Origin of the sequence: Alkaliphilus pronyensis, from assembly GCF_009017275.1 — a bacterium.
GTDB lineage: Bacteria > Bacillota > Clostridia > Peptostreptococcales > Natronincolaceae > Alkaliphilus_C > Alkaliphilus_C pronyensis.
In genome coordinates, this window is record NZ_WBZC01000010.1 from 125896 (window position 1) to 138719 (window position 12824).

At 32.4% G+C, this 12824-nt stretch carries 13 protein-coding genes; 11 read left to right on the top strand and 2 right to left on the bottom strand.

Features of this window, described 5'->3' with window-relative positions:
- Window positions 1-55 precede the first annotated feature (55 nt).
- From sfsA to F8154_RS03400, 10 genes are all read left to right on the top strand, one after another.
- Window positions 56-754 (top strand): DNA/RNA nuclease SfsA, encoded by a 699-nt coding sequence (sfsA, locus tag F8154_RS03355; protein ID WP_151860174.1) that lies wholly within the window; start codon window positions 56-58, stop codon window positions 752-754.
- Window positions 755-848: 94 nt separating this feature from the next.
- Window positions 849-1283, top strand: coding sequence for a Fur family transcriptional regulator (locus F8154_RS03360; protein ID WP_151860175.1), 435 nt, complete (start codon window positions 849-851; stop codon window positions 1281-1283).
- A 285-nt stretch (window positions 1284-1568) separates the two neighbouring features.
- Window positions 1569-3236 (top strand): ribonuclease J, encoded by a 1668-nt coding sequence (locus F8154_RS03365; protein WP_408608997.1) that lies wholly within the window; start codon window positions 1569-1571, stop codon window positions 3234-3236.
- A gap of 281 nt (window positions 3237-3517) precedes the next feature.
- A complete protein-coding gene (locus tag F8154_RS03370; protein ID WP_151860177.1) occupies window positions 3518-3817 on the top strand; it encodes a LysO family transporter in 300 nt (99 codons plus the stop codon).
- A complete protein-coding gene (locus F8154_RS03375; RefSeq protein ID WP_151860178.1) occupies window positions 3807-4406 on the top strand; it encodes a lysine exporter LysO family protein in 600 nt (199 codons plus the stop codon). The genes F8154_RS03370 and F8154_RS03375 overlap by 11 nt, the downstream gene beginning before the upstream one ends.
- Window positions 4407-4577: 171 nt before the next feature.
- Window positions 4578-4925 carry a YlbF family regulator gene (locus tag F8154_RS03380; protein WP_151860179.1) on the top strand — a complete coding sequence of 116 codons (348 nt, stop codon included), beginning with the start codon at window positions 4578-4580 and terminating at the stop codon, window positions 4923-4925.
- A 282-nt stretch (window positions 4926-5207) separates the two neighbouring features.
- Window positions 5208-5852: an O-methyltransferase gene (locus tag F8154_RS03385; RefSeq protein WP_151860180.1), complete on the top strand. Its 645-nt coding sequence runs from the start codon at window positions 5208-5210 to the stop codon at window positions 5850-5852.
- An 11-nt stretch (window positions 5853-5863) separates the two neighbouring features.
- Entirely contained in the window at window positions 5864-7093 is a 1230-nt protein-coding gene (locus tag F8154_RS03390) for a peptidase U32 family protein (RefSeq protein ID WP_151860181.1), read from the top strand.
- Between the two features lie 26 nt (window positions 7094-7119).
- Window positions 7120-7752, top strand: coding sequence for a uridine kinase (gene udk / locus F8154_RS03395; protein WP_151860182.1), 633 nt, complete (start codon window positions 7120-7122; stop codon window positions 7750-7752).
- A gap of 62 nt (window positions 7753-7814) precedes the next feature.
- The gene (locus tag F8154_RS03400) at window positions 7815-9497 is read left to right on the top strand and encodes a peptidoglycan D,D-transpeptidase FtsI family protein (RefSeq protein WP_151860183.1); all 1683 of its coding nucleotides are present in this window, start codon (window positions 7815-7817) and stop codon (window positions 9495-9497) included.
- Window positions 9498-9532: 35 nt separating this feature from the next.
- Here F8154_RS03400 and sigK read toward each other — a convergent pair whose 3' ends face one another.
- Together sigK and F8154_RS03410 are read right to left on the bottom strand one after the other, a co-directional pair.
- Window positions 9533-10237 carry an RNA polymerase sporulation sigma factor SigK gene (gene sigK / locus F8154_RS03405; RefSeq protein ID WP_151860184.1) on the bottom strand — a complete coding sequence of 235 codons (705 nt, stop codon included), beginning with the start codon at window positions 10235-10237 and terminating at the stop codon, window positions 9533-9535.
- A gap of 184 nt (window positions 10238-10421) precedes the next feature.
- Window positions 10422-11153: a DUF881 domain-containing protein gene (locus F8154_RS03410; protein WP_151860185.1), complete on the bottom strand. Its 732-nt coding sequence runs from the start codon at window positions 11151-11153 to the stop codon at window positions 10422-10424.
- A 242-nt stretch (window positions 11154-11395) separates the two neighbouring features.
- Between F8154_RS03410 and F8154_RS03415 the strand changes: the two genes are divergently transcribed.
- Window positions 11396-12700 (top strand): helix-turn-helix domain-containing protein, encoded by a 1305-nt coding sequence (locus F8154_RS03415; RefSeq protein ID WP_151860186.1) that lies wholly within the window; start codon window positions 11396-11398, stop codon window positions 12698-12700.
- The last annotated feature ends 124 nt before the right edge of the window (window positions 12701-12824 follow it).

Here is a 12824-nt window from a genome sequence, read left to right on the forward strand (position 1 = left end):
TACAACCCCCCTCGTTTAACTTATAATCTTATTATAACATAAGTAGGTGAAATTTATGAAAATATTTGTTGAAGGTGATCTACTGGAAGGGTATTTTGTAAGGCGATTAAATAGATTTATTGCAGAAGTTAATGTTAATGGAAGAACAGAAATTAGTCATGTACCAAATACAGGAAGAATGAAGGAGCTTCTATTACCAAAGGCTAAGGTGATTTTAAGAAGAGTAAATGACCCCAAAAGAAAAACTATCTTTGACCTTTTAATGGTATATAAGGATGGGTTATTAATAGCAATAGATTCAAAGCTACCAAATACGATGCTTGATAAGGCCTTTAAAGCTAAGGCTATTGAGGGCTTCAATTACTTTACCGAAGTTAAAAGGGAGGTAAGGTTTGGAAATAGTAAATTTGACTTTTCACTTAATAATGGTAGAGAACACGCCCTAATTGAAGCAAAATGTGTAACATTAGTTAAAGATAATTTCAGGGCTTCTTTTCCAGATGCCCCTACAGAAAGGGGAACAAAGCATGTAATGGAGCTTATTGAAGCGAAAAAATGCGGAATAAGGGGAGCAGTCTTTTTTATAGTTCAAAGGGAGGATTGTAACAAATTCATACCAAATCTTGAAATGGATGAAAGCTTTTATGAGGCTGTAAAGCTAGGATTAGATTATGGTGTAGAGTTCTATGCATACAAATGTAAAGTTACACCAGACTATGTAGAATTAAAGGAGACTATTGAGGTTACAATATAATATAATATATCATAAGGAAATCATTGACAAAATACTATTTAAAGTATATACTATTGTTTGAAAAGCTTTATTATATGAGAAGTGGGGTGTATATATGGATAGCCTAACGGATATTTTAAAGGATAAGCTTAAGGAGAAGGGTTTTAAGCTAACACCACAAAGAAGAGCAACCCTTGATGTGGTCTTTGGAAATAAAGGAAAACACTTAAATACAGAGGAAATATATGGATTTGTTAAAGAAAAATGTCCTGAAATTGGCTTGGCCACCGTATATAGAACTTTACAGCTTCTCGAAGAAATGGAACTTGTTTCAAAGATAAACCTAGATGATGGCTGTATTAGATACGAGTTTAATACCCATGATGATGACCATCAACATCATCATCTGATATGTCAAAGCTGTGGAAAAATAATTGAGGTTGAGTTAGATTTATTGGATCAGCTAGAGCAGGAAATTGAAAATACTTATAAATTTAAGGTTATTGATCATAAAGTTAAGTTTTTTGGAATTTGCTCAAAATGTTCCTAGATTAACAGTCTTGTGGCTTCATGCAAGACTTTTTTATGTGTATTTTAAATTAGAAATTAATCTACAAAGTAATATAAAAGTAATGGTTTATCCTGCTTTTAAAAAAAATACTTTGGGTTAGAATATATATATGTAAATGTTTTTTATTAGCAAAATGTATTGTTAAGCTAAAATAATAAAGCAATATCATATTAAAAGCTTAAGCTATTTGATTTTTTTGTTCGGAAAGTTCATCGATAGGTGACTTTTAGATATATAGGGCGGAATTAATATTTAAGGAGTGATATTTTGGGGAGAAAACCAACAAAATTAAAAATTATTCCTCTTGGAGGCTTAAACGAAGTCGGTAAAAATATGACAGCCTTTGAATACAAGGATGAAATATTAGTGCTAGATTGTGGACTAAGCTTTCCAGAGGACGAAATGTTAGGGATAGATATAGTAATACCTGATATTACCTATTTAATCAAAAACAAAGACAAGGTAAAGGGTATTGTTCTTACCCATGGGCATGAAGACCACATTGGTGCGTTGCCTTATGTTCTTAAGAAGATCAATGCACCAGTATATGGCAGCAGATTAACATTAGGTCTTGTAGAAAACAAACTAAAAGAGCATAAAATGACTAATCAACATTTACAAAGAATTAAACCAAGAGAAACCATTCAGCTTGGCTCATTTAGTATTGAGTTTATTCATACAAACCATAGTATACCTGATGCCTGCGCTTTAGCAATCCATACACCAGTAGGAACAATTTTTCATACTGGAGATTTTAAAATTGACTATACACCTATTGATGGTGAAATGATAGACCTTCATAAAATCGCTGAATTAGGCCAAAAAGGTGTATTGCTAATGCTAGCAGATAGTACGAATTCTGAAAGACGTGGATCAACTATGTCTGAAAGAAGTGTAGGTGTTACCTTTGAAAATATATTTAAAAATACTAATAAGAGAATAATTGTAGCAACCTTTGCTTCAAATGTCCATAGAATACAACAGGTTATGGAAGCCGCCCATAAGTATAACCGCAAAGTTGTTGTGTCTGGAAGAAGCATGATAAATGTAGTTAATGTTGCAAATGAGTTAGGAGCATTAAATGTACCAGAGGACTTAATAATAGATATAGATAATATGGATCAGTATGAAGATGAAAGAATAGTTATTATTACCACAGGAAGCCAAGGAGAACCAATGGCTGCATTATCAAGAATGGCAAGCTCAGACCATAGAAAGGTAGAGATTAGACAAGGAGATTTAGTTGTTTTTTCTTCTACACCTATTCCAGGAAACGAAAAGCTAGTCAGTAGAGTAATTAATCAGCTATTTGAAAAAGGAGCCGAGGTTATATATGAAAGCTTGGCAGAAATTCATGTATCTGGACATGCATGTCAAGAAGAGCTAAAGCTAATGCATCGACTTGTAAAGCCCAAATACTTTATACCTGTACACGGTGAGTACAAACACTTAAAAAAGCATGCTCAGCTGGCAGAAGAGCTTGGTATGCCAAAAGAAAACATATTTATAATTCAAAATGGCTCAATAGTGGAAGTATCTAAGGACTATGCAAAAGTAAATGGAAATGTACCTGCAGGTAGAATACTGGTGGATGGTTTAGGTGTAGGAGATGTAGGTAATATAGTATTAAGAGACAGAAAGCATTTAGCAGAGGACGGATTAATGGTTATAGTTGTAACTATATCAAGAGAAACAGGAAAAATAATAGCTGGGCCTGATATTATTTCAAGAGGGTTTGTGTATGTAAGAGAATCAGAGGATTTAATGGTAGAAGCAAAGGTTGTAGTTAAAAATGCCCTTGATGGATGCAACCAACAAAATATAAGAGAATGGTCTGTTTTGAAAAGCTCCATAAGAGATGCCTTAAAGGATTTTCTATATGAAAAAACCAAAAGACGACCAATGATACTGCCTGTAATAATGGAGGCGTAGGGAGAAAGAAAGTTAAAAGTGAAAAGTTAAAAGTTAAAAGTTAAAAATGAAAAGTTAAGAGTTAAGAGTTAAGAATTAAGAATTAAGAGTTAAAAACATAAAAGAAATTTTGAATGTTGAATGAAATCAAAAAACATTTAAACCATCAAAATATACGTTAGAGATTAAAGCAAAAAGAATAAAATTAACAATTCAAAATTTACGAGTATATAAGAAATGAAGTCTTATTATAATGACTTCATTTTTTATATTGTGTATAATAATTCTTGGAGGTGTTTATTTTGAATATTCTATTATATCTTTTTATTCTACTAATTGGTGCTTTTATTGGTAGTAAAGATTTTTTAAAGCCAAAATTACTGAATAGAATTGGAAGTATCCAAACGCTATCACTATTGTTTTTATTGTTTATTATGGGTGTGAAAATTGGATTAGATAAAGAAATCATATTCTCATTAGCTACAATAGGACTACACAGCATTATACTGGCGGTAGCTTCTATAGTATTCAGTATTTTAGGGGTAAAGCTGGTTTCTAGTAAAATTCTAAGGGAGAAGGTGAAGGTAGGAGATGACATATAAAATCTTGACAGCTGTTGTGGCAGGTATTTTAACAGGCTTTTTTATTTATCCTGATTACTTAGTTCAGTATATAGGTTTACTAATAGATTTAGGCTTATGTCTTTTATTATTCTTTGTAGGTATTGATATTGGTAGACAAAAAGATATTTTATTAAAGGTTAAGGTTATGGGATTTAAGATTTTATTAGTTCCAATCATGATTGGTTTAGGAAGTATAGTAGGAGCCATCTTTGGAGGAATAGTAATTGAATTGCCCATCAATGAAGCTGCTGCAGTAGGGGCAGGCTTTGGCTGGTATTCCTTATCTGCAATTGAGCTTTCTAAACATAGTGCTGAACTGGGCACTCTAGCATTCACCACCAATGTAACCCGTGAAGTAATTGCATTAATAACAATACCTATTATAGCCAAATACATTGGCAAGCTAGAAAGTATAGCACCAGCTGGGGCTACTGCAATGGATACTACACTGCCAATTATTTCTAGGTCGACTGATGGAAGTGTAGCAATAATATCCTTTATTACTGGAGTTGTTCTATCTTCTCTTGTTCCAGTATTAGTACCCCTAATGATGAAGCTTACATTTTAACTATAATTTTATCTCTTAAAGTACCTTACCCATTGATGTTCTAACTATATTGATATAGAATATAAATATATTAAGCTTTTTACTGGCTAAGCAAAGTAATAATATAATACTTTAATAAGGATAAATTGTCTTTCTAGTAGTAATTAATAATAGAAAGAGGGGGAAAGCTGTATGAATCCATATGATTACGCTCACCAACTGGCCCGTGCTTTAAAAAATAGTGAAGAATATAAAAACTATAAGCAGCTGGAGGAAAAAATCAATGGCAACCCAGAAATAAAAAACACAATGAATGACTTTAGACGAAGACAATTTGAAGTTCAAAGTGCTCAAATGATGGGTAAAACAGTAGAAGAGGAAAAGATTACAAAGCTTCAAGAACTCCACAACATACTGATGAAGGATAGAATTATAAGTGAATTTATGGAATCAGAGTTTCGTTTAACACAAATGATGTCAGATATTTATAAGATTTTAGGGGAGGCACTAGAGCTTGATTTCAGCTTTGGACAAGATTAAATTATTATTAAATAGAAGGAAGCTATAGGAGGCTGGAGGTAAATTATAACCTCTAGCTTTTACTTTATCTACAAGGACAAGATAGGAGCTTGTTTTTTTTTGACGATAATTATATAATAATATAGAAAATTTTACTTATATAAAGCTATTTAATACAAATACCTCTAAGGCTATTATAAGGTATTTACATATAAATAATGGTTAAAATGAATTATATATGGATAAAAACATGATAGTGCGTGGTATACAACCCCACGCTTTATTAGTAAGGAGATGTTTTTATTGAGTAATATAACTGATGGATATGTTGAAAAATACATAAGAGAGGTTCTTGTAGAAAACAAAGGATTATTAATGGAGCTAGAGCTATATGCTAAAGAGCATAATGTTCCAATTGTTCATAAAGAAGTAGCTGCATTATTAAAGGTTTTAACTAAGTCTGTAAAGGCAAAGAAAATATTAGAGGTTGGTACAGCAATTGCATATTCAACAATTATTTTTTCCTATGCAATGGGTTCAGATGGACATATTACAACAATAGAAAGAAATGAAAAAATGATTGAAGAAGCAAAGAATAATATTAAACGAGCAGGTTTAGAAAAAAACATAAGACTAATTCAAGGTGATGCAGAGGATATACTTAAGTTTCTTGATGCAGAGTATGATATTATATTTCTTGATGGAGCAAAGGGTCAATACAATGAGTTTTTAAATGATTGTCTTCAACAGCTGAAGTCAGGAGGATTATTGATATCAGATAATATACTTTTTAAAGGAATGGTGGCAACAGACAATTACGCTGTTAGAAGAAAAAGAACAATAACTAACAGAATGAGGACATACCTAGAAACAATATGTAATCATCCTCAATTAGATACCAGTATAATTCCTATTGGTGATGGATTAGCTATAAGCTACAAAAAGTAGGAGGCTATAAAATGACAAAAGTTGAGCTGTTAGCACCAGCTGGTGACTTAGAAAGATTAAAAATAGCAATTATGTACGGAGCGGATGCAGTTTATGTAGGAGGACAAATATTTGGATTAAGGGCGGCTGCAAAAAACTTTACATTAGAAGAGCTAGAAGAAGCTGTTAAATTTGCCCACCATAGGGGAGTTAAGGTGTTTGTTACTGCAAATATAATACCCCATAACGATGACCTGTATGAGCTACCTGATTATTTGAAAAAACTTGAATTTATTGGTATAGATGCAGTTATAGTATCTGACCCAGGAACATTTTCAATTGTTAAAGAAGCTGTACCAAATATGGAGGTACATATAAGTACACAGGCCAATAATGCCAACTATAGAACCCTTCAATTTTGGCATAAGCAGGGGGCGAAAAGAGTAGTTCTTGCAAGAGAGCTGTCGTTTAATGAGATTAATGAGATGAGAGAAAAAACCCCTGCAGATTTAGAGCTTGAAGCCTTTATTCATGGTGCGATGTGTATTTCCTACTCTGGACGATGCCTGTTAAGTAATTATATGGCTAACAGAGATGCCAATAGAGGAGAATGTGCCCAACCCTGTAGGTGGAAATATGCTTTAGTTGAAGAAAAACGTCCAGGAGAATATATGCCTGTATATGAAGATGAAAGAGGAACATACATTATGAATGCTAAGGATTTATGTATGATAAATCATATAGATAAGGCTATAAAGGCTGGTATTAAAAGCTTAAAAATTGAAGGCAGAATGAAAACTACATATTATGTTGCTACAGTAGTTAGAGCATATAGAAAGGCAATCGACAGCTATTTAAAAAGCCCCCAAAATTGGACTTGTCCTCCAGAATTGTATGAAGAGCTGCAAAAAGCCAGCCATAGAGAGTTTACAACAGGCTTTTATTTTGAAAAACCTGGTAAAGATGAGCATCTTTACTCAGACCACTCCTATGTAAGGAATTATGAATTTATTGGAATGGTATTAGAGGGAGACAAAGGAAATGGGTTAACTGTTGTTGAGCAGCGTAATAGGTTTTACAAAGGAGATAAGATAGAAGTACTTAGCCCTAGAGATGAAATTATTTATACAACAATAGAAAATATGTGGGACGAAGCTGGAAATGAAATAGAGGTAGCACCACACCCAAAGCAAATAGTAAAAATGAAGCTAAACTGTAAATTGAAGCCCTATGACATTCTAAGAAAAGAAAGAGTTGACTAATGTAAATAAAGAAAGGAATGACTAAATTGAAAAGGCCGATTCTCATTGGTATTACTGGGGGGACAGGATCGGGAAAGAGTACTGTCGCACAAGCAATATTTAAATGCCTATCACGTAAAAATATAGTTATAATTGAACAGGATTCATATTACAAAGATCAAAGCCACTTAAACATTGAAGAAAGAATAAAAACTAACTATGATCATCCATTTGCTTTTGACACAGAGCTATTAATCCAACATATGAAATCCTTATTAGATAATAAACAAATAGAAAAACCTATTTATGATTTTGAAAAGCATAATAGAAAAAAAGAAGTAGAGCTTATTTATCCAAAGGATATTATTATATTAGAAGGAATAATGCTTCTTGACATAGCAGATTTAAGAGAAATGATGGATATTAAAATTTTTGTTGACACTGATGCAGATGTACGAATAATAAGAAGAATAGTTAGAGATATAAATTCCAGAGGTCGAACTCTTGACAGCGTTATAAATCAATATCTAACAACAGTGAGACCAGCACATCTACAGTTTGTTGAACCAAACAAGAAGTATGCAGATATCATTATACCAGAAGGTGGCAATAATCAAGTTGCAATCGATATTATGGTTGCAAAAATCAAATCAATTATTGCCGAAAGAAACATCTTATAAACTCAGTTTAAACCTCCAAGCTTTTGATAATACTAAAAAGAAAAAGGCTGGGGGTTGTTTTTATGAGTTTTAGCCCAAAGGATGGTTTTGATAAAAAGCCTATAGCAAAAAAGCTTATACTATTGGGGGTATTGTCAACTATATGTATTTTAGGGCTGGGAATCCGTTTATTTTATATTCAAATAGTCAAGCATGATTTGTTTCTAACAGAGGTAAACAAGCAAAGAAGCCTTACTATACCAATAAACAGCGGTAGAAGCTACTTTTTTGATAGAAGCTTTATTCCATTAACAGATAGAACAGAAGAGGCTGTTGCTATTATATTTCCTCAATTATTTAAGACTAATGAGGATAGCTTAAAAGTACTAGAGGAAATTACAAAAATACCTACATATAAATTAGAAGAAAAAATAAGCTCCTCAAAAGAACCGTTAGAATTCAACATCATTGGAGAGATAGATTCAAATTCAGAAAAAATAATACAAACTAGAGGACTTTTTATAGTTAATAAAAGACTAAGGTACAGTCAAAGTAAGCCCTTGCTTACACATGTTTTAGGATATTATAACAGAAAAGATAACAGTGGTATGTATGGCTTAGAAAAATCCTTAAATGAAGTACTAATAAATTCAGACTTAAAGACAATAGGTGCAATAGTAGATGGTAAAAAAAGATTATTGCCAGGTGAGGGATACTATTTTAAATCCCAGAAGGAGGGTATCCATGTTCAATTAACTATAGATTATCCTATTCAAAGTATTGTAGAGGAAGTGCTTGATAAATACAATTATAGGGGGGCAGTAATAATAAGTGAAGTAGAAACTGGTGAAATTTTAGCACTAGCCAGTAGACCAACCTTTGATCCCAATAATATAGATAACCATTTAAAAAGCAGCGGAGATGAGCTATACAACAAAGCCCTTCAAATGACCTTTCCCCCAGGTTCCATATTTAAGCTGGTGGTAACAGCAGAGGGACTAGAGGAAAGGATGATTGATTTAAACGAGATTTACAACTGTAGCGGAAGTGAAACAATAGGGAATACCAAAATCAGATGTAGCTCCCATGAAAGAGGCGGTCACGGAGATATTAGCTTTATTGATTCCTTTGCAGAGTCCTGTAATTCTACCTTTATTAAAATAGGACAGGAACTAGGTCCAACCAATATCTTAGATATGGCTAGGAGATTTGGCTTTGGAGAAAAGGTAGACATCGGGCTGGAAGAAGAAAGAGGTAACTTACCGTCAGGGGATTATATACGTGGACCAGCTATAGGTAATATATCCATTGGACAAGGGGACATAGAGGTTACCCCCTTGCAAATTAATCAGTTTACACAAATTTTAGCAAATGATGGAGTAAAAAAGAAGCTTTCATTAATTAAAGGCTTTGTAGATGATAACTATGGTTTAATAGAGTCTATGGAAATTAAGGACGAAGAGTTTATTATTTCAAAGGATATAGCTAGTATACTTCAACAGCTTATGCATCAAGTAATGGTGGAGGGTACCGGAAAGGCTATAGGAGAATTGTCGGAATTTACAGCTGGAAAAACAGGCTCTGCTGAATCAACTGAAAGGGGTGAAAAAGTCTTACATGGTTGGTTCACTGGCTATTACCCTTTAGTAGAGCCAAGATATGCAGTTACAGTATTAATTCAGAATGGAGGCTTTGGAAGCCAAGCTGCAGTTCCAGTATTTAGAGATATTATAGAAAAAATAATAGAAGGCGGTATAGAACCTTAAAGGGCCAATTTGGCCCTTATGATGTTAAATAAATACTAATCATTATTTTGAAAGGATTTTAATAGCTTTTTTACTGCTCTTTTTTCAATTCTTGAGACATATGATCTAGAGATACCCAATAGCTTAGCAATTTCCCTTTGAGTCATACTTCCACCTGCAGAAATTCCATATCTAAGCTCTAAAACTATTCTTTCTCTTTTCTTTAATACAGAAGACATTTTATTATATAATTTTTTAACTTGCATTTTAAGCTCAACCTCTTCTAATACCTTATCAGGCTCTGTACCAAGCAAATCCAGAAGAGAAATTTCATTTCCCTCCTTATCCATACCAATTGGCTCTTGTAATGACACCTCTGTTTTTAATTTTTTATTTGATCTTATAGTCATTAAGATTTCATTTTCTATACATCTTGCTGCATATGTTGCTAATCTAGTTCCTTTACCGCGGTCAAATGTTGTAATACCTTTAATTAAGCCTATTGTTCCTATAGATATTAAATCGTCACTGTCACAGCCTATATTGCCATACTTTTTAACTATATGTGCAACTAATCTTAAGTTCCTTTCAACAAGAATATTTCTAGCCTCTTCATCTCCCTCCTCAAAGCGTTGCAAATACTCTGTCTCCTCCTCAGGGCTCAAGGGCTGAGGAAAGGAAGTACTGCTGGAGATGTAAGAAACTGAAAGCAGAAAGGGTTTTAAAATCAAAGGAAATATTTCAGTTAAAACTGCCCACATGTAGATCAGCTCCTTCCATAAACCTAATAATAGGTCACTCTTAATAATATGTTGAATAATCTACATATGTGCATGTACTTAAGTAATTTGAATTTGTCTACTATATTTTTCTTCAAACATAAAAAAAGCCTACCTATGTAAACCTATACAATAAGTAGACCCTTTATTACAACTGCTTATTTAATTAATTATTACGTATAACAGGCTGGGCAAACTCAAATGTTTGTATTCGATTATAGCTAGGTACAACAACAAGATTTTCCTTCCTAATATTTACCTGTATACTAGAAAACTTTTTGATTTCATATAGAATTCCATAATTAATATTTAGTGCAGCCTCTAATGCTTTAGAGTCTCCTATAGCTGCAATGTTTATTGGTGGAGTTACAGGAACTGAGTTAACAATTAAACTTCTTGCAGAAGGATATATTTCTGTTGTGGCCAGTATTCTCTGATCGTTAATAGTTATGGCTTCTGCTCCAGCACCATTTAAAATATTTATTATATCTATAATGAACATATAATTATAGATTATTTGACTTTCATACTGACCAGAGTAGCTTTCCCCTTGGGGGTCAGAAATGCTTACAACTAACCCAGGACCTTCTAAGCTCTTCATTCCTGCAATTTCCTGATATTTTCTCAGTTCAGTTTGTAAATTTTTAGTTATGAGGTTTTCATCAGCATCAGACAATTCATAGGACTTAATTTCTTTTTCGATAATAGCCAATCGATCCTTTAGGGATTGAGATTCATTTCTAAGAATTTCAAGCTTCTTCATTTGCTGCTGTGCTTTTTGGGTTGATAAAAGACCTTCACCAGCAGTATTTTTTACAGTTTGAAATTGCATTGCAATTACTAGACCTAAAATCATTAGTAATCCACCCATAACAATGTTTTTTTTTTGGACTTTCATATAAAAGCCTCCAATTTATTATTAGTTAAACAGCAATATATATAGGCTATTATATCATAAAAGCTGTATTGTTTTCTATTTGTATATGTAAATATAATTAAATAGTAAATCTTCAATAAATCAAAGGACATACAATGGAAGTAACAAATATTTAGACTTTTAACGGATATTTTGTTACTATAATTAATATAAAAGTATCTTTATTAATGATATTATGAAAAGCCATTTGAGGAGGAAAACAAATGGAAATAATTAGCTCTGGTAAAAAAATACGCATGCTTAGGCAAAAAATTGGTTTAAGGCAAGATCAATTAACTGATGACAAAATAACTAGAAGCCTTATTAGTATGATTGAAAACGGTAAAAGAAGCTTAAATCATAAAACGGCATCTATAATATGCGATAAACTAAACCTGTACTATAGGAATTTAGGAGAAAAGGTGACGGTTGAATGTTTACTAGAAACAGAGGAAAAGCAAGCAGAAAAAATAATAGATAAGCAAATGAAAATTCTTTTAGCCCTCATTAATGATGGAGAAAGAGTTGATCATAACCACATATTAGAAGCATTTAATAGAATTATAAGTATCGCTGAAGAGTGGAGCTTAAATCACAAAATAGCAGAAATTCATAAAATAAAAGGTGAGTATAACTTAAAATACTGTAAATACTCTGAAGCGCTGAGGGATCTATTTAGGTCAGTGGAGTTTTATCTAAATGATATAAAAAGCCCAAAAGTAGTAGATGTGTACTTCTCTATTGTAAAAGCCTATGGATCTATTGGTATGATAGATGAAGCTATTTACTTTTGTGATAGAATATATGCTATAGCAGATACCTATAAAGTGTCTAATTATCAACATGTTAAAATTTTATCCCTCCTTAACAAGTCTAAGCTTTTTCTAAAGGTAGAAAAATTCGATCTAGCACTTAATACAATTTATCAGCTTAAGGAAATAGGAAGAATTAAGGATAGCATTCAGGACTGGATTATATACATAGAAGCTACAGCTTTATTAAGCTTAAAAAACTACGATAAAGCAATAAAGCTATTTGAAAAACTCATTAATAGAGAAAATAAAAAAACTAAGGCTATAGTTGAAGCACTAACCTATATTTCTTTAGCAAAGTACAATATTGAAATAGGCTGTAAGGATAATGGCCATAGCTACATTAAAATGACAAATGACCTGTATAATGTCTTAAATCCTGTGGAGGCTGTTGAGATAGGTCTTGAAATAGCAAAGACTTATATTATACTAGAAAACTACGAAGCAGCTCAAAAAACCCTTGAGAAGACCAGTAGTCTATTAAGCATAAACAATGATTATAGAGTAAAAATAAAAATAATATATGCAGTAATCTTCATGAAGCTAAGGGATTGGGGAATGTCACTAAACTACTTAAAAGAAGCAGAGCAAATAGCAAAAGAAATTAATAGCAAAATATTATTAAAGGAAACATATTGCCTTATGGGGGAAATACATAGCAAAAGACAGAATTATGAGGAATGTGAAGGGCTTTTTGCTTCAATAAGGAATATTTAAAAAAAGGGCTATGGCATTATATTTATTATGAGTTTATTAAAGTTAATATAATAAAAAGGAATAATAAGGCTCTATAGAGAATTAAATACTTTGAAAGTATTTCTAGTAGGTTTCCACAAAAAAA

Excerpts from the sequence above, each read along its gene's own strand:
- F8154_RS03380 (WP_151860179.1), top strand. The coding sequence starts at position 4,578 with ATGAATCCATATGATTACGCTCACCAACTGGCCCGTGCTTTAAAAAAT.
- sigK (WP_151860184.1), bottom strand. The coding sequence starts at position 10,237 with ATGTGGGCAGTTTTAACTGAAATATTTCCTTTGATTTTAAAACCCTTT.
- F8154_RS03400 (WP_151860183.1), top strand. The coding sequence starts at position 7,815 with ATGAGTTTTAGCCCAAAGGATGGTTTTGATAAAAAGCCTATAGCAAAA.
- F8154_RS03390 (WP_151860181.1), top strand. The coding sequence starts at position 5,864 with ATGACAAAAGTTGAGCTGTTAGCACCAGCTGGTGACTTAGAAAGATTA.
- F8154_RS03410 (WP_151860185.1), bottom strand. The coding sequence starts at position 11,153 with ATGAAAGTCCAAAAAAAAAACATTGTTATGGGTGGATTACTAATGATT.
- F8154_RS03415 (WP_151860186.1), top strand. The coding sequence starts at position 11,396 with ATGGAAATAATTAGCTCTGGTAAAAAAATACGCATGCTTAGGCAAAAA.
- F8154_RS03360 (WP_151860175.1), top strand. The coding sequence starts at position 849 with ATGGATAGCCTAACGGATATTTTAAAGGATAAGCTTAAGGAGAAGGGT.
- F8154_RS03375 (WP_151860178.1), top strand. The coding sequence starts at position 3,807 with ATGACATATAAAATCTTGACAGCTGTTGTGGCAGGTATTTTAACAGGC.
- sfsA (WP_151860174.1), top strand. The coding sequence starts at position 56 with ATGAAAATATTTGTTGAAGGTGATCTACTGGAAGGGTATTTTGTAAGG.